Source organism: Bacillus sp. MM09(2025) (assembly GCF_050496725.1).
In the GTDB taxonomy this organism is placed as follows: Bacteria; Bacillota; Bacilli; order Bacillales; family Bacillaceae; genus Bacillus; species Bacillus pumilus.
In genome coordinates this window covers 356,712-373,109 of sequence record NZ_JBNWEN010000001.1, presented here as the reverse complement: position 1 = coordinate 373,109, position 16,398 = coordinate 356,712, and the positions used below count along the sequence as shown (strand labels likewise).

General features: G+C 41.0%; 17 protein-coding genes. All 17 read right to left on the bottom strand.

The annotated features are described in order from the left end of the window. Positions 1 to 6: 6 nt before the first annotated feature. The 17 genes from flgD to topA all read right to left on the bottom strand — a co-directional run bounded on the left by flgD (position 7) and on the right by topA (position 16,360). A complete protein-coding gene (gene flgD / locus ACQYAC_RS01955; protein ID WP_144462052.1) occupies positions 7 to 456 on the bottom strand; it encodes a flagellar hook assembly protein FlgD in 450 nt (149 codons plus the stop codon). Next, positions 456 to 1,778: a flagellar hook-length control protein FliK gene (locus tag ACQYAC_RS01950; RefSeq protein ID WP_429942615.1), complete on the bottom strand. Its 1,323-nt coding sequence runs from the start codon at positions 1,776 to 1,778 to the stop codon at positions 456 to 458. Before ACQYAC_RS01950 ends, flgD begins: the two co-directional genes overlap by 1 nt. Further along, positions 1,779 to 2,477, bottom strand: coding sequence for a MotE family protein (locus ACQYAC_RS01945; protein WP_058013993.1), 699 nt, complete (start codon positions 2,475 to 2,477; stop codon positions 1,779 to 1,781). Positions 2,478 to 2,489: 12 nt separating this feature from the next. Beyond that, positions 2,490 to 2,933 carry a flagellar export protein FliJ gene (fliJ, locus tag ACQYAC_RS01940; protein ID WP_034620036.1) on the bottom strand — a complete coding sequence of 148 codons (444 nt, stop codon included), beginning with the start codon at positions 2,931 to 2,933 and terminating at the stop codon, positions 2,490 to 2,492. An 8-nt stretch (positions 2,934 to 2,941) separates the two neighbouring features. After that, positions 2,942 to 4,258, bottom strand: a complete 1,317-nt coding sequence (fliI, locus tag ACQYAC_RS01935; RefSeq protein ID WP_058013994.1) for a flagellar protein export ATPase FliI — start codon at positions 4,256 to 4,258, stop codon at positions 2,942 to 2,944. After that, complete coding sequence (fliH, locus tag ACQYAC_RS01930; RefSeq protein WP_429942614.1) at positions 4,255 to 5,019, bottom strand: flagellar assembly protein FliH; 765 nt, start codon at positions 5,017 to 5,019, stop codon at positions 4,255 to 4,257. Before fliH ends, fliI begins: the two co-directional genes overlap by 4 nt. Continuing rightward, complete coding sequence (gene fliG, locus ACQYAC_RS01925) at positions 5,012 to 6,028, bottom strand: flagellar motor switch protein FliG (RefSeq protein ID WP_012009955.1); 1,017 nt, start codon at positions 6,026 to 6,028, stop codon at positions 5,012 to 5,014. The genes fliH and fliG overlap by 8 nt, the downstream gene beginning before the upstream one ends. A gap of 11 nt (positions 6,029 to 6,039) precedes the next feature. Beyond that, positions 6,040 to 7,632: a flagellar basal-body MS-ring/collar protein FliF gene (gene fliF / locus ACQYAC_RS01920; protein ID WP_058013996.1), complete on the bottom strand. Its 1,593-nt coding sequence runs from the start codon at positions 7,630 to 7,632 to the stop codon at positions 6,040 to 6,042. 49 nt (positions 7,633 to 7,681) lie between these two features. After that, the gene (gene fliE / locus ACQYAC_RS01915) at positions 7,682 to 7,999 is read right to left on the bottom strand and encodes a flagellar hook-basal body complex protein FliE (RefSeq protein ID WP_058013997.1); all 318 of its coding nucleotides are present in this window, start codon (positions 7,997 to 7,999) and stop codon (positions 7,682 to 7,684) included. An 11-nt stretch (positions 8,000 to 8,010) separates the two neighbouring features. Further along, a complete protein-coding gene (gene flgC / locus ACQYAC_RS01910) occupies positions 8,011 to 8,463 on the bottom strand; it encodes a flagellar basal body rod protein FlgC (RefSeq protein WP_058013998.1) in 453 nt (150 codons plus the stop codon). Then, positions 8,463 to 8,852 carry a flagellar basal body rod protein FlgB gene (flgB, locus tag ACQYAC_RS01905; RefSeq protein ID WP_012009952.1) on the bottom strand — a complete coding sequence of 130 codons (390 nt, stop codon included), beginning with the start codon at positions 8,850 to 8,852 and terminating at the stop codon, positions 8,463 to 8,465. Before flgB ends, flgC begins: the two co-directional genes overlap by 1 nt. A 286-nt stretch (positions 8,853 to 9,138) precedes the next feature. Next, complete coding sequence (gene codY / locus ACQYAC_RS01900) at positions 9,139 to 9,918, bottom strand: GTP-sensing pleiotropic transcriptional regulator CodY (protein ID WP_003210838.1); 780 nt, start codon at positions 9,916 to 9,918, stop codon at positions 9,139 to 9,141. A gap of 34 nt (positions 9,919 to 9,952) precedes the next feature. Continuing rightward, a complete protein-coding gene (gene hslU / locus ACQYAC_RS01895; protein WP_003211907.1) occupies positions 9,953 to 11,353 on the bottom strand; it encodes an HslU--HslV peptidase ATPase subunit in 1,401 nt (466 codons plus the stop codon). A gap of 16 nt (positions 11,354 to 11,369) precedes the next feature. Next, positions 11,370 to 11,915 carry an ATP-dependent protease subunit HslV gene (gene hslV, locus ACQYAC_RS01890; RefSeq protein WP_003211247.1) on the bottom strand — a complete coding sequence of 182 codons (546 nt, stop codon included), beginning with the start codon at positions 11,913 to 11,915 and terminating at the stop codon, positions 11,370 to 11,372. A 14-nt stretch (positions 11,916 to 11,929) separates the two neighbouring features. Then, positions 11,930 to 12,847 (bottom strand): tyrosine recombinase XerC, encoded by a 918-nt coding sequence (xerC, locus tag ACQYAC_RS01885; protein ID WP_058013999.1) that lies wholly within the window; start codon positions 12,845 to 12,847, stop codon positions 11,930 to 11,932. Positions 12,848 to 12,909: 62 nt separating this feature from the next. Continuing rightward, on the bottom strand, positions 12,910 to 14,214 hold the full coding sequence (gene trmFO, locus ACQYAC_RS01880; protein ID WP_034662383.1) for an FADH(2)-oxidizing methylenetetrahydrofolate--tRNA-(uracil(54)-C(5))-methyltransferase TrmFO: 1,305 nt from the start codon (positions 14,212 to 14,214) through the stop codon (positions 12,910 to 12,912). Between the two features lie 70 nt (positions 14,215 to 14,284). Next, positions 14,285 to 16,360 (bottom strand): type I DNA topoisomerase, encoded by a 2,076-nt coding sequence (gene topA / locus ACQYAC_RS01875; RefSeq protein WP_058014000.1) that lies wholly within the window; start codon positions 16,358 to 16,360, stop codon positions 14,285 to 14,287. Positions 16,361 to 16,398: the final 38 nt, after the last annotated feature.

The following is a 16,398-nucleotide window of genomic DNA, read 5'->3' as shown; positions in this document are numbered from 1 at the left end:
ATTTGCTTACGATTTTTCTCCAACAGTTGTAACGTCCCAAGGGCTGATTTTCGTTCCATCTTCTAAATATAGGAAGTATTCATTGTTTATGTTTTTAACAGACTTGACAGTGCCAGATATGTCTTTATCATCTTGTTTGCCCGCTACTTCTTTACCAATCCAGCCTACATATGTCGTAAACGGATCTTGGTGTGCAACAAATGTAGACATGATCTGATTCATTTGAGTGATTGATTCATTCATATTCATTTGCTGTTCTAAAGAAGAAAATGTTGCAAGCTGTGTGACAAACTCACGGTCATCAATCGGGTTTGTCGGATCTTGGTTTTGAAGCTGCGTAAGCAAAATTTTCAAGAACTGATCTCGGCCAAGCGTATCTGTTTTCTTTTCTGCTTTTGAAGAAGTGTCTGTTTGTGTTTGTGCGACTGTTCTATTCGTAGCATCTACTGTTGCCATTAGATTTCCTCCTCTTCTTCATCTGATCCAATAAGAGCATCCAGTACATCTTGGAATTCTGCTTCCTGTTCATCAGGATTCTGGAAATGATGCCCTTTTGACTGTTGCTGCTTGTTTTCTTCGTTAAATTGGCCAAATAACGACTGTTCATTTGATTGAAGCGGTATATGGAAACGGTCCACTTGAACCGACATATTCGGAAGCGCCTGTTTGAGCTGCGGCAGGTGATGCTCTAGCAGCTCTTTTGCTGCTTGTGTCGAAGCAGTAATCTTACTCGCATACATACCATTTTGCTTCGTCAGCTGAATCGTGATAAATCCGAGATTTTCTGGATTTAATCGAACTGTAAAGCGTCCGCTTGAGTTGCCAAATGGTGTGAATTTCATTTGCTTCCACGTATTTAGAATTTGCTGATCAACCGTTCCCGGCTTTTCATCAGTTGTTTGTGTCTGCTGAACAGGGGCTGCTGATTGCAGTTGAAAAAACTGCTTATGACCTGGCAAAAGCGTATGAGTGATCGTTTTTTCAGAAGCAGGTGCAGCAGTGCTTTGCCCTTTGACCACTTCCTTTTTGATGAGCCATTCAAGAGAGGCAGCCCCTTTAGCAGGAGTAGCAAGAGTAGATTCTTGTCTTGGAGAGACCAATTCTTTTAACTCTCCTAAAGCAATCTTCAACTCTTTGTCTGTCCCTTTTGCATTCGCCATCATATGGTCGATTAACTGATTAAAGTGTTTCAGCTCACTTTGAGACATCGAATTCAGCTTTGGAGCTGAACCCTGCGAGAAAAACTGCTCTTTTACTTGCTGAATCAGTTTCTCATCTACCCCATTTTTTGAAAGAAAGTGAATGAAGTCTTGACCCTTTGCTTCAATATCTTGCACTAACTTTGCATCAAAGCTGAGCGGCTGTTGATTGAGCAGTTGATATATGAAAAAGTGGACTTGTATGAGCTGCTCACTATGTTCAGAAGCTGGCTTATCAGCTTGATCACCGTAAATGGATGATTCCATTTTTTGAAATAGCTCTTCTAGTGACTTGAGATCAGACGAATCAAGCGTTTGACCTTGAAGTGTTTGAAGTGCGCTAAGAAGGTCTCCGTTGATACCTTCTTCAGGTGATTGCATCCATTTTTCAATGATTTGCATCGCATCATTGATGGAAAGAGTGGCACCCGTTGTCTCAGCATTCACAAGACCGCTTTGTGCACCTGCCCCGCTAAGTAATTGTTTAAACAACCCGCTTGCAGAGGCCACTCCGCTCCCCTTTGGTCCCGCGAGACCTTGAGATGATTGCTGTAAGGCTCCAATATCTAATAGCTTCACTTATTGTCCACCCCCATTTTCACTTTCTTTTTTAGAAAGCTCTTTCGTAAACGTAGCTGCCTTCTGAGGTGTTAGTTTTGCTAATATGTCTGTTAGTTTATTTTTGCTCAGCTCTTCGAGGATCTTCAAGGCCTCTTTATCACTTAATTCTGATAAAATTTTGGCGGATTTCCCTGCGTCCATGCTTTCATAGATACTGGCAATCTTCCCTTTAGGTTTCTGGTTAGAGGCTGCTGCCTCATCAGAAGTTGTTCCTGACGCATTATTACCTGATGTATCGCTCGATGAGCTGTTGTTTGATGAACTGTCACTCGCTGACGTATTATTCGCATCATTTTCAGTTGTTTTTTCAAGTGAACTGATTTTTTGATTCAGTCTTTTAATCTCTTCATCACTTGTTTTTAAGTCTTTTTGCGCAATTTCAAGTTCATTTTTTTGCTCTTTAATGGTCTTTTTCAGTTCCTTCAATTCTGCATCGCTTTGATTATTATGTGAAGATGACGTTTTTGACGTGTCATCTGAACCAACCAAACTGCTGACGCCCGGAATGTGTTGGAGCGGTTTCTTTAGATCAAAACCTGCCATATAAAGGATTGTGCCAGTCACTAACACAAGCACAATCAATGGGATGATGACAATAAACAAGATCCATTGAAATTTACCGCCGCTTGATTCCTTCGTTTTTTCCTTCTTAGGCATTCATCTCGACTCCTAATGTCCTTGAAACATGAATTGGCTGATAGAGATATCATCCATTTCTTTCATTTCAATGGCCTTATGTTCAAGGGAAAACTTTTCATACTGCTTTTCTTTCATTTTTTCAAACTTTTTAAACTCAATGTTTTTTTCAGTTAAATCAGATTGTTTTTCATTCATTTGATGGCGTTTCATGATCACAAGCTGCTGATAATGCTGAATCGTGTTATCTAAATTGGTCACAAATTGCTGATAATGACGCATTTCTTGGACACTCATACCACTTCTCAGCTTTTCTTCTTTGCTTTTTTCCATTAATTCTTTTTTACTCATATTTTCATAGAGCTTTTCAGCGACTTGCTCAAATGCCGAAACGGATTGTTGGTACGCTGCGAGTGACTTGTCTTTTTCACTTTCTTTCAGTTCTAAGAGCTTTTGAAATTTGTATTGATATCTCACTGTTTTCGTCAATCCTCTCTATTCATCAAACCGAGCAATACATTCACACTGTCTTCAATAGATACAGCCTCTTCTACATCCTGCTTCAAAAATGAAATCAGATGAGGATAAGCCTGCATAGCATCATCAATGTCTTTCGAGGAGCCTTTTTTATATGCTCCAATGTTAATGAGGTCTTCAGCGTTTTGATAAGTGGATAAAAGCTGGCGGAACCGGTTGGCCGCCTCCTTGTGATCATGACTTGCGATATTGCTCATCACGCGGCTGATACTTTTCAGAATATTGACAGCGGGAAATTGTCCTTTGTTGGCTAAAGCACGATCAAGTACAATGTGACCATCTAAGATTCCCCTAACTGTATCAGCGATTGGCTCATTCATATCGTCCCCATCAACAAGCACTGTATAAAACGCTGTGATGGAACCAAGCTGATTCGTTCCAGTTCGTTCAAGTAATTTTGGCAGTATAGCGAACACCGAAGGCGTATATCCTTTTGTCGTTGGCGGTTCACCAGTTGCAAGACCGATTTCCCTTTGTGCCATAGCGACCCGTGTAACAGAGTCCATCATGAACATGACATTTTTTCCTCTGTCTCTAAAATATTCCGCAATAGCTGTTGCTGTATAAGCAGCCTTCATTCTTGTCAGTGCAGGCTGGTCAGAAGTTGCGACGACAACAATCGATCGCTTTAGTCCCTCGGTACCTAAATCCTTTTCAATAAACTCACGAACTTCACGGCCACGCTCTCCAACAAGAGCAATGACATTCAGGTCTGCTTCTGTCTGCTTAGCAATCATCCCCATTAAGGTACTTTTCCCAACACCACTTCCGGCAAAAATACCGATCCTCTGACCAGTGCCGACTGTAAGCAGACTGTCGATCACTCTGACGCCAACGCCCATTTTTTCACGAATAGGCGGCCTGTCCATCGGGTTTGGAGGTGACTGATCTGTCGAAACAGGTGCAAGTCCCTTTGGAAGCATACTGCCGTCCAGCGGTTCACCGAAAGCATCAACCACTTCGCCAATTAAGCCAGTTCCAACTTTGACCTTCAGCGACTCACCTGTCGCTTCAACTAGACTTCCTGGTGAAATATTGGATGCTTCTACATAAGGCATGAGCAGAATATGTTCATCTCTAAACCCTACAACCTCTGCTTTTATCGGATCGTGCTTACGCCCCTTTTTATGAATGAGACACACATCTCCGATAGAACTTTCCGGCCCCTTAGATTCAATCATCAGTCCAACAACTCGATTGACTTTACCAAATCGTTTATAAGGATCGGCAGTTTCGATCGTTTCTCTTAACACATCGATGTTCATTTGTGATCACCTGAATCAATGACTTCTAGTAGCTTTTCTTTCAACTGATTCATTTGGGTATCAACACTCGCTTCCACTTTTCCAAAGCTTGTTTCTACGTAACAAGTCCCTTTTGGCGCTTTTTCATCCGAGTAAATCGCAAGGTGTGTATCCTTTTGAAGGATTCTGATTAATTCGTCTTTATACTCCATCACATGATCGTAATGTTTAGGGTCCACATAGATGGAAATATCGTCATATTCTTTCACTTCAGAAATGACCTGCTTCACGAGAGCCAAAAATTGATCTTTCGTGTCCTCAGCCGAGTACCAAACGCGTTTAGCGAGTTCAAAAGCCAGTTCCACAATTTTTTCTGCGGAGCTTTCAATTTTTTCTTCGTAATCCTGCTTGGCAAGACTGACAATGTCATTTGCTTGATCAAGAATTGATCGATACTGACTCATCGCATCTGCTTCACCCTTTTGGAAGCCATCTTGGTAACCAGCTTGTTTCGTTTCTTCAATCAGCTGCATTCTTTCTTCTTCAAAATCAGCACGGCGCTGATTGATTTCAGCCATTGTTTTTTCAAGCTCATTATTTGCTTGTTCTACTATACGGCTTGCTTGATCTTCAGCATCACTTAGTACAAGCTGCGATGCTTCTGTTTCATTGACAAGCTCTTCTTCATGATGTTCTTTTTTGAACTCCACTTGCTGCAAAGGAATCGTTTGCCGGCCTTGCTCAGGAATAACAGATGTTTCATGTTTGATAATCCTAGACAATGATATCGTCTCCTCCGCCCCTAGCTATGACGATTTCTCCAGCTTCCTCGAGTCGTCTTACGATGCTGACAATACGGGTTTGTGCTTCCTCGACATCTCTAAGCCGGACAGGTCCCATAAACTCCATTTCTTCTTTGAACGTTTCGACCATTCTCTGTGACATGTTGCGGAAGACAATTTCTTTGACCTCTTCGCTTGCCACTTTGAGTGCGAGCAATAAGTCATCATTTTCAACATCTCTGATCACGCGCTGAATTGCTCTGCTGTCAAGAGTGACAATATCTTCAAAGACAAACATACGTTTCTTAATCTCATCAGCAAGCTCAGGATCTTGAATTTCAAGAGTGTCTAAAATGGTCTTCTCGGTCGCACGGTCTACACCATTTAGTACTTCTACAACCGCTTCGACTCCGCCCGTTTGCGTATAGTCTTGCGTAAAGGTTGAAGAAAGCTTTTGCTCAAGAATGCGTTCCACTTCATTGATGATCTCTGGAGATGTGCGGTCCATTAAAGCAATACGTCTCGCAACCTCTGTTTGTACATCCTCACCTAATTCAGATAATATCTGCCCTGCTTGGACTGGATCTAAGTAGGAAAGAATGAGCGCAATGGTTTGCGGATGCTCATGCTGGATAAAGTTTAAGATTTGTTCTGGGTCAGCCTTCCGGGCAAAATCAAACGGTTTCACTTGAAGCGAGGATGTTAACCGGTTTAAGATGCTGTCCGCTTTGTCCTCACCAAGTGCTTTTTCAAGTACTTGTCTTGCGTACATAAGACCGCCTTGTGATATGTAGTCCTGCGCGATGGCGATGCTGTGAAACTCTTCGATGATTTCATCTTTTTTAGCAGTATCTACACTTCGTACATTGGAAATTTCAAGTGTTAATTTTTCTATTTCGTCTTCAGACAGATGTTTGTATACAGATGCTGACACGTCTAGCCCTAAGGAAATCATTAGGATTGCTGCTTTTTGTCTGCCTGTTAGTCGATTTGGATCTTTTCTCGACATGTGTATTCCTCCTAATCCTCGGACAGCCAGCTGCGTAGCAATTTAGCAAAGTCTTCTGGTTTATCTTTTGCCATTTTCTCAAGCTGATTTTTCCTCACCATTTCCTCTGTTTCTGGTTCAGTGTCAATATCAGGAACATGGATTGGTGTACGTTCATCAAACTCAAACTCTTCTTCCTCTTCTTTTCTGCGTTTACGCACAAGAAGAACAATGAGAGCGATAATTGCAAGTAGTAGCACACCGCCTACAATATAAACCCAGATTGGAATATTGTTTGATGGGTTTTCTGCTGCAGTTTGCTGTTTACCGTCTAATTTTGATACAGATAAAACAATTTTGTTATCTAAGTCTGCTTGAGTGAGCGCTTGACCATTTGTGTATTCTTTATCAATTGACGTGCTAATGATCGTTGAAAGAATCTTTTTAATATCATCTTGCCTTTCAGCTGTTAAAGAGTTCACATCGTTTGCAGTTGGTGGTTCGACCAATGCTTGAATGCCAACATCTCTAATTTTATAAGGACTCTCTTTGATATCTTTATGAATGCGGTTGACTTCATAGTTGATACGATCTTCGCTCTTTTCGTAATCTCCGCTACCATTCGCTCCATCGGCGCCTTGATAGTTTGTGACATCATCGTCGCCTGTTCCAGCGGTTCCACCAGCTGCTGCACCATTTCCTGAATAAGTTTCAGCAATCTTTTCAGCACTGACAGCGATGCCTTGCATGTTTTCTTTATCAACTGGTTCTACAAGATCTTCTTTTCTTTTCTCTTCAGTAAAATCAATGTCTGTTGTGACCGATACAGCGACTTTTTCTTGACCCATCATTGTTCCGAGCAGCTGTTGAATTTTTCTTTGAAGGTTCTTCTCAATTTCTTCTTTCTTCTGCTGCTGTGCATCCATTCCACTTGCATAGGAATCAGAACTGCTGTTTAAGTCGTAGTAGTTGGAATCTTGGTCCATAATGACAATGTTTTCTGTCTTTAAATTCGGCACACTTTTTGAAATAAGATGATAAAGGCCTTTTACTTGCTGCGGCGAGAGCGTGTAGCCACGTTCAACTTGCAGCACAATGGATGCTGATGCATTACTTTGCTCTTCTCCAACAAAAACGGAATCTTTTGGCAGGTTAATCATAACTTTTGAATCTTTAATCCCATCAATCGTGTTGATTAGATTGGATAGTTCTGTCTGGGTTGCGTCTACTTTCAGAACATCAAATTCATTATCTGTTAAACCGAAGCCGGAATTATTCGCAAAAAATGAGTAGTCAATATTCCCTGTCTTAGGGAGACCCTCAGATGCGAGTGTTACTTTTAAAGAGTCGGCCTGCTTTTCTGGAACGAGAATCGTTGTTCCATTATTCGCAAGTTCCGATTTAACGTTTTTGCCATCTAGTTCCTGTTTGATTTGTCCAGCTTCTGCCTCAGACAAGTCTCTAAACAATGGAACCATTTTTTCAGAAGAAGCAAAGATGCTAACAACCGTAATAATGATTGCTAGGGCAGCAACGCCGCCAATCATAAGTATTTTTTGTAATTTTGATCGATTTCGCCAAAACTCAACTGTTTTTGTTCTTAATTGCATTAAAGTACGATTCATCTTAACCCCCGGTCATTCCATTCAGTCTTTTTTTGTCCGTCAGCACCTCCTACATCTGCATTCTCATAATCTCTTGGTACGCTTCGACTGCTTTATTTCGAAACTCCGTTGCAGCTGTGAGTGTCACACTCGCTTTTTGCGAGGCAATCATGACTTCATCGAGATTGACATCTTTTCCTTGTGCAAGTGCATTTGTATACTGGTCTGATTTCAGCTGCGATTGATTTAATGCCTCAATGGAATTCTTCAGCACATCAGAGAAATTCGTTTGACTTTTAGGTGCAGCCGCATGAACGGACGATGCATTTGTCAATTCACTTGCTTGCTGAGCAGTTTGAAGCTGGAAAGGAGATATTGCGTTAACCAATTCTTTTCACCTTACTTTCCTATTTCTAAAGCTTTCATCAACATGCTTTTATTCGCATTTAGTGCGGTCACGTTTGCTTCATATGACCTTGAGCTGCTGATGAGGTCAACCATTTCCTTTAATGGATCAACATTAGGTGTTTGAACATATCCATTTTCATTGGCATCGGGATTTGTAGGATCATATTGAAGGTTGAATGGAGTTTCGTCTTCTGTAATCTTCGTTGCTTTCACGCCGTTTCCTAATTTACTGCTCGAATTCATACTTGAGTTTAATATAGATGAAAACGATTCACCTGACGGCTGTAAGGTGACGAGCTTACGTCTATAAGGCTCCCAGTTGCCATCAACCTGTTTCGCTCTTGTTGTATCCATATTTGCAAGGTTAGAGGATACAACGTCCATTCTGAGCCTCTGTGCTGTTAGTGCAGAGGCCGAAGCGTTAACGCCTGAAAAAATTGACATCACTTACCTCCTGTCAAAACTGTTTTAAGAGAATTGAATTTTCCACTCATTCTTTCAACCAACGCATTATACTGAATTTGGTTTTTAGCGAGTTCACTCATCTCTTGATCAATATCGACATTATTTCCGTTTTCTTGATATGAAGTACGGTTGCTCGAAACAACTGAATAATTAGACCCTGTTTTAGAAAAATCAATGTGACCTTGGTATGTTTTTTTAGCATCTAGCTTGATCGACGCATCGTTTAGCATATCATGAAATGCGACGTTTTTCGACTTGTAGTTCGGTGTGTCTATATTCGCGATATTATTGCTTATGACTTTTTGCTTAACATTCGCTCTGCCCAAGGCATTCTCAAGGTTGCTTATCGTTCCAGAAAATATATCCAAAACCATATACCTCCAATCATATGTATTTCATTCCATTTAATCATGTCGAGATTTGTAAAACCATATGTTCATTGTAAGAAATAATAGGATTAAAGTCTATGATGTATATGTAAAAAAAACTCGTAATATATATCTATTTTACGAGTAGGTACAAAGACCTAGATTCAAAGAACTAAGAATTGTAAGGGTTTTCTTGGAAAAAAGAGTGTCATTTTTCGGACAAATCCTCTTTTTTTATAAAAAAAAACCCTTTTTAGCTTGTATTTCTGCTAAAAAGGGGTTTTGATTAATGAGATTTTAAATTTTCAAGTTCAATTAAAAATTTGTTGTTTAACACTTTGATATACGTTCCCTTCATTCCAAGAGAGCGAGATTCGATGACGCCAGCACTTTCTAACTTACGTAAGGCGTTCACGATCACTGAACGAGTGATTCCTACACGGTCAGCAATTTTACTTGCCACTAGAAGCCCTTCGTTGCCATCAAGTTCTTCAAAGATGTGTTCAATGGCTTCAAGCTCACTATATGAAAGAGAACTAATCGCCATTTGGACAACTGCTTTACTTCTTGCTTCTTCTTCGATTTCCTCTGACTTCTCACGAAGGATCTCCATTCCAACAACTGTTGCACCGTATTCAGCAAGAATTAAATCATCATCTTTAAATGTATCTTGCAAACGAGACAGGATTAACGTTCCTAAACGATCTCCTCCTCCAATAATTGGCACAATGGTTGTCAAACCTGATTCAAATAAATCACGGTTCTCAATCGGGAAAGCTGTATACTCACTGTTAATGTCAAGATTTGAAGATGTTTCAGGGATGTTGAATAGACTCTTTGTATATTCTTCAGGGAATTGACGGTCTTCAAGCATTTTCTTCATACGCGGATTTTCAATCTGCTGGTTGATCGAGTAGCCTAGAAGCTTCCCTCTTCTGCTTAATACGAAAATGTTTGAATCAATGACATCTCTCAATGTTTCTGCCATTTCCTTAAAATTAACTGGTTTCCCCGCTGCATCTTGCAGCATTGAGTTAATAATCCTTGTTTTTTGTAGTAACGCCATGTTAATGATCCTCCTAGATTACTTTATTCATTTGTTAAAGTATAAATTGACTTAAGTCTTTGTTATTTGCAATCTTTCCTAGCTTCTCTTCTACATACTGAGGGGTAATGGTCACTGTCCCTAGTGTAATATCAGGCGCCTCAAATGAAAGCTCTTCAAGGAGCTTCTCAAGTATGGTATGAAGCCTTCTTGCACCGATGTTATCTGTCTCCTGATTGACATGATAAGCCACTTCTGCAATCTTATGAATAGCATCGTCAGAAAATTCAAGAGATATACCTTCTGTTTCAAGTAAAGCTTTATATTGCTTTAATAATGCATTATCTGGTTCCGTTAAGATTTTCACAAAGTCTTCGATACTTAATTTATCTAATTCTACACGAATTGGGAAGCGTCCTTGAAGCTCTGGAATCAAATCTGATGGTTTCGCCATATGAAATGCACCTGCTGCTACAAAAAGCACATGGTCTGTTTTCACTGCCCCATATTTCGTCATCACAGTTGAACCTTCTACAATCGGTAAAATATCACGTTGAACCCCTTCACGAGAAACATCTGCAGATGATGCACCACCGCTTTTGGCGATTTTGTCGATTTCGTCGATAAAAATAATCCCTTGCTGCTCTGCTTTATAGACAGCTTCTTGACTGACTTCATCCATGTCAATCAGTTTTGAAGCTTCCTCAGCTGTTAACGCCTTTCTTGCTTCTCTGACGGTCAGCTTTCTGCGTTTTTTCTTTTTAGGCATCAGATTGCCAAGCGCATCCTGCATGTTCATGCCCATTTGCTCCATACCCGAGCCCTGAAGCATATCAAACATGGATGGTTGCTGCTCTTCGACTTCGATCGTGACGTAATGATCTTCAAGTTCGCCCATCGCCAGCTGATGAGCGATTCGCTTTCTTGTCGATTCAAGTTCTACTTCTTCACTTGATTGATCTCGATCACGGTCATCTTCATCAGACCCACCAAACAGCATCTCAAAAGGATTTTTCACAGACTGGCTTTTTTTCTTGCCAGGAACAAGTAAATGAACAAGACGTTTATTTGCTTGTTTTTCTGCCTCTTCTTGAACGTCTTTCATCTTTTCTTCTTTGACAATTCTGATCGCTGTCTCAACTAGATCTCTGACCATCGATTCTACATCACGGCCGACGTAACCAACTTCAGTAAACTTCGTCGCTTCCACTTTAATAAAAGGCGCACCAGAAATTTTTGCAATTCTGCGGGCAATCTCTGTTTTCCCCACTCCTGTTGGGCCGATCATTAAGATGTTTTTCGGAACGACTTCATCCTTTAGCTTATCATGTAAAAGGCTTCTTCTGTAACGGTTTCTTAAAGCCACCGCCACTGCTTTTTTCGCATCAAGCTGACCAATAATGTATTGATCAAGCTTTTCAACTATCTCTCTTGGGGTGAACGGCTTTTTCTCCATACGTCTCATGTCCTTTCTATTCAAGCTCTTCCAAAGTGATTTGATCGTTCGTGTAGACACAGATTTCTCCGGCGGTTTCAAGAGCAGCCTTTGCAATATCTCTTGCTGTGAGGTGATCACCTGCATGTGTTTTGAGTGCTCTCCCGGCGCTAAGCGCATAATTGCCGCCTGAGCCGATGGCCAAAATACCGTCATCTGGTTCGATGACCTCTCCTGTACCAGAGACAAGCAGGATGCTGTCTTTGTTCATAACGATCAGCATGGCCTCAAGCTGCCTAAGCATCTTGTCACTACGCCACTCTTTTGCTAGTTCTACGGCTGCCCTCTTTAAGTTACCACCATATTCTTCAAGCTTCGTTTCAAACTTTTCAAAGAGTGTAAATGCATCTGCTACTGAACCTGCAAAACCTGCAAGCACCTTACCTCCGAAAAGACGGCGCACTTTTTTTGCCGTGTGTTTCATCACGACAGCCTGCCCGAAAGTGACTTGACCGTCGCCAGCCATCGCACTTTTTCCTTTATGTTGAACGGCAAAGATGGTTGTTGCATGAAATGATGACATGAAAAAACCTCCTTTTAGGATCGTTTAAAAGCCCTTGGGTGATGAGACATGTACGTTTTCCTTAAAGAATCTTTTGATACATGCGTGTACACCTGAGTTGATGATAAATTCGAATGACCAAGAAGTTCTTGAACACTTCTCAAATCTGCTCCCTCATTTAAGAGATGTGTGGCAAAGGTGTGCCTTAACATGTGAGGATGGATATGTAATGTGCCTGACGCCTTTTTCATTAGTTCAGTGAGAATGAATCGAACACCTCTGTCTGTAAGAGGCGCCCCGCGCTGATTCAAAAATACATATGCATCAGCACGATCATTCCCCTTCGCTTTCAGCTTCAGCCTTCCATCCTCTAAATAAGTGATGAGTGCTTCATGAGCATATGAACCAAAAGGAACATACCGCTGCTTGCTGCCTTTCCCATGAACAAGCACTGTATCCATCGATAAATCAAGATCAGATTCTTTTAATGAACATAACTCACTGACCCTCATACCTGTTGCATAAAGAAGTTCTAAAATCGCTTGGTTTCTTTGCCCAAGCGGTGTGCTGACATCAGAAACAGTAAAAAGCTCTTTCAGTTCCTCTTCATACAAAAATGAAGGAATTCGCTTATCCTGCTTTGGTAAGCTAACGAGTAAAAAAGGATTTTCTTTCACAAGCTGTTCTCTTAATAGAAATTTATAAAAGCTGCGAAGCGCAGAGACTTTCTTACTAATCGTTCTTCTTGTCAGGCCTTTTTCATAAGCTTCTGTTAAATAAATTCTCGTATCTTGATAGGATACCTCTTCAAAACCGTCTATTCCTTGAACGTTCATAAATCTGACAAACTCTTCAATCGCTTCTGTATATCCTGAGATGGTTAAAACAGAATAGTTTTTTTCAATTTGCAGATATTCAATGAATAAGTGGACAAGACGCTGTTTATTCGTCATTTTTACACCTCTTTAAGGCTTTTAAATGGTATCACATATCTTGCTTTCCATGCAATGTTTTACTACAGAGATTTCGAAATAGTTTGAATAGTTTCGATTGCGCGCTTAGCGTACTCTGCATAACGCTCTTGTTTGTTTTTAATGCGAACACCAAGATCTTTCAACAAGCCAAAATTTGCATTCATTGGCTGGAAGCTTTTCTTGTTTGTCGATGTGATGTAATAAGCCATGCTGCCAATCGCTGTTTCCTCCGGAAGAGTCACAAGTTCTTCTCCTTTGACAAAACGAGCGGCGTTTATACCAGCGACTAGTCCGGAAGCTGCGGACTCGACATAGCCTTCAACGCCTGTCATTTGTCCGGCAAAGAATAGATCTTCTCTATTTTTAAACTGATACGTTGGTTTTAAAAGACTCGGTGAGTTAATGAATGTATTGCGGTGCATCACGCCATAACGAACAATCTCTGCTTCTTCAAGACCTGGAATCAAGCGGAATACTTCTTTTTGGTCGCCCCACTTCAGGTGTGTCTGGAAGCCGACGATGTTATATAAAGTACCTGCTGCATCATCCTGTCTTAATTGAACAACAGCGTAAGGTCTTTTTCCTGTTTTCGGATCTTCAAGTCCTACTGGCTTCATCGGACCAAACAACATCGTTTTCTTTCCTCTTTTCGCCATGACTTCAATTGGCATACAGCCTTCAAAGAAGATTTCTTTTTCGAACTCTTTTAATGGAACTGTTTCTGCAGAAATAAGCGCCTCATAAAAACGATCGAATTCTTCTTCTGTCATTGGACAGTTTAAATAAGCGGCTTCTCCTTTGTCATAACGTGATTTCAAGTACACCTTATCCATATCAATGCTATCTTTCTCTAGGATAGGTGCCGCTGCATCGTAGAAGTATAGATACTCTTCTCCAGTTAACGATTTTAATTCTTTTGAAAGTGCTTCAGAAGTAAGCGGGCCTGTCGCAATAATTGTTGGGCCTTCTGGAATGCTTTGTACTTCTTCTTGAAAGACTGTCACATTCGGGTGATTTTTTACTCGATCAGTAACGTTTGCTGCAAATTCATGACGATCTACTGCAAGCGCTCCGCCAGCAGGAACTGAGCTTTCATCTGCGGCTGCGATAATCGCTGAATCTAAATGACGCATTTCTTCCTTTAATACACCGACCGCATTTGTCAAAGCGTTGGCACGCAGTGAATTGCTGCATACAAGCTCTGCAAATTTATCTGTGTGGTGAGCTGGCGTTTGTTTGACAGGTCTCATTTCATATAAGTTGACTTTAATTCCGCGTTTAGCAATTTGCCATGCCGCTTCACTTCCAGCTAAACCTGCTCCGATCACATTTACAAATTGACTCATTGTACAACTCTCCTATTTCGTAAGTTCTGTTTGATGACACAAAAAAGCAGGTGAACAAGGTTGCTCACCGCTATTTTTGTTGTTCCTCTTTATAATCACAGTTCACACATTGAACTTGCATGCCTTTTTTCAGCTTTTTCTCTACAAGCATATTTTCGCATTTTGGACACTTTCTTTCAATCGGTTTGTCCCAAGAGACGAATTCGCACTCTGGAAAACGATCACAGCCATAAAAAATGCGGCGCTTCTTAGATTTTCGTTCAACAATGTTTCCTTCATGACATGTTGGGCATTTCACACCAATGTCTTTCACAATTGGTTTTGTGTTACGACAGTCAGGAAAGTTAGAGCAAGCCATGAACTTACCGTATCGACCCATTTTGTACACCATCGGATGTCCGCACTCTTCACAGTCAACTCCGGCGTATTCAGGCTCAATCTCAACTTCTTGCATTTCTGCTTCCGCTTTTTCTACCCGTTTTGCAAAGTCTTGATAGAAGCTGTCGATAATGCGAACCCATTCGATCGTACCTTCTTCAACGCTATCAAGTTCTTTTTCCATTTTCGCAGTGAATTCCACGTTAATGATCTCAGGGAAGAATTCAATGATTAAGTTGAGAACAATTTCCCCAAGCTCTGTTGGGATAAACCGTTTATTATCAAGTGCGACATAGCCGCGCTTTTGAATCGTGTCTAATGTTGGTGCATACGTAGACGGACGGCCTATACCCAGCTCTTCAAGCGTTTTGACAAGTCTTGCCTCAGTATAGCGCGGAGGCGGCTGCGTGAAATGCTGTTCAGGTTCGATATCTTTTGAAAGAACCGTATCACCTTCTTTAAGATCAGGCAGCATTTTGTCCTTTTCTTCTAGCTGGTCGTCTTTCCCTTCTACATATACCTTCATGAATCCAGGGAATTTCACTTTGCTTCCGTTAGCACGGAATGTAAGCCCGTTATTATCAAGGTCCACACTCATTGTATCAAGAACAGCCGGCGCCATTTGGCTTGCGACGAATCGTTCCCAAATCAATTTATACAGACGAAGCTGATCTCGGCTTAAGACATGTTTGACATCTGCTGGTTTTCTCAGCGTAGAAGTCGGCCTAATGGCTTCGTGAGCATCTTGTGCATTTTCATTCTTTTTAGCGGTTCGTTTTGTTGTATTCAAGAAATTCTTACCGTACGTCTGATCAATGAAAGCAGATACTTCTTCAATTGCCGTATTGGAAATACGAGTTGAGTCTGTTCTCATGTAAGTAATGAGTCCGACTGTACCTTCTTTACCAAGATCGATTCCTTCATATAATTGCTGTGCAATCATCATCGTCTTTTTCGCACGGAAGTTTAATTTTCTTGCAGCCTCCTGCTGTAAAGTAGATGTTGTAAACGGAACAGCTGGGTTTCGTTTACGCTCTTTTTTCGTCACTTTCTCTACAGAGAATTTGCTCCCTTTTAGTTTCGAAAGGATTTCTTTTACATCTTCTTTTGTTTTCAGTGGATGCTTTTTGCCATTGACGCCGAAGAAGCTCGCTTCGAAGCTTTCTTTTCCTTTTAGGAATGTACCGTCAATTGTCCAGTATTCTTCTGGTTTAAATTCATTGATTTCATTCTCGCGATCAATGATCAGGCGGAGTGCAACTGATTGAACACGACCGGCACTTAAGCCCTTTTTCACTTTCTTCCATAAAATCGGACTAATTTTATACCCAACGAGACGATCTAAGATCCGTCTTGCCTGCTGTGCATCAACTAAATCCATATTGATCATACGTGGATGCTTAAAGGAATCTTTAATAGCATCTTTTGTAATCTCGTTAAAGACAACTCGGCAGTCAGACGAGAGGTCAAGGTCAAGGCTATGCGCTAAATGCCAAGCAATCGCTTCTCCCTCTCTATCGGGGTCAGCTGCGAGATAGACTTTCTTTGCTTTTTTTGCTGCGGTTTTTAATTCTTTTAATACGGGGCCTTTCCCGCGAATCGTAATATACCTCGGTTCGAAGTCATGCTCAGTGTCAACACCAAGCTGACTTTTCGGTAAATCTCTTATGTGTCCCATTGAAGCCTTTACTTTGTACTTTTTACCTAAATAACGCTCAATCGTTTTCGCCTTGGCTGGCGACTCAACGATGACTAAATAATCAGCCATACTCAAAATCCCCCTTAAGAGGTGTTCTCTCTTTATAC

Excerpts from the sequence above, each read along its gene's own strand:
- flgD (WP_144462052.1), bottom strand. The coding sequence starts at position 456 with ATGGCAACAGTAGATGCTACGAATAGAACAGTCGCACAAACACAAACA.
- ACQYAC_RS01945 (WP_058013993.1), bottom strand. The coding sequence starts at position 2,477 with ATGCCTAAGAAGGAAAAAACGAAGGAATCAAGCGGCGGTAAATTTCAA.
- fliI (WP_058013994.1), bottom strand. The coding sequence starts at position 4,258 with ATGAACATCGATGTGTTAAGAGAAACGATCGAAACTGCCGATCCTTAT.
- fliG (WP_012009955.1), bottom strand. The coding sequence starts at position 6,028 with ATGTCGAGAAAAGATCCAAATCGACTAACAGGCAGACAAAAAGCAGCA.
- fliF (WP_058013996.1), bottom strand. The coding sequence starts at position 7,632 with ATGAATCGTACTTTAATGCAATTAAGAACAAAAACAGTTGAGTTTTGG.
- flgC (WP_058013998.1), bottom strand. The coding sequence starts at position 8,463 with ATGTCAATTTTTTCAGGCGTTAACGCTTCGGCCTCTGCACTAACAGCA.
- codY (WP_003210838.1), bottom strand. The coding sequence starts at position 9,918 with ATGGCGTTACTACAAAAAACAAGGATTATTAACTCAATGCTGCAAGAT.
- hslU (WP_003211907.1), bottom strand. The coding sequence starts at position 11,353 with ATGGAGAAAAAGCCGTTCACCCCAAGAGAGATAGTTGAAAAGCTTGAT.
- hslV (WP_003211247.1), bottom strand. The coding sequence starts at position 11,915 with ATGTCATCATTTCATGCAACAACCATCTTTGCCGTTCAACATAAAGGA.
- xerC (WP_058013999.1), bottom strand. The coding sequence starts at position 12,847 with ATGACGAATAAACAGCGTCTTGTCCACTTATTCATTGAATATCTGCAA.
- trmFO (WP_034662383.1), bottom strand. The coding sequence starts at position 14,214 with ATGAGTCAATTTGTAAATGTGATCGGAGCAGGTTTAGCTGGAAGTGAA.
- topA (WP_058014000.1), bottom strand. The coding sequence starts at position 16,360 with ATGGCTGATTATTTAGTCATCGTTGAGTCGCCAGCCAAGGCGAAAACG.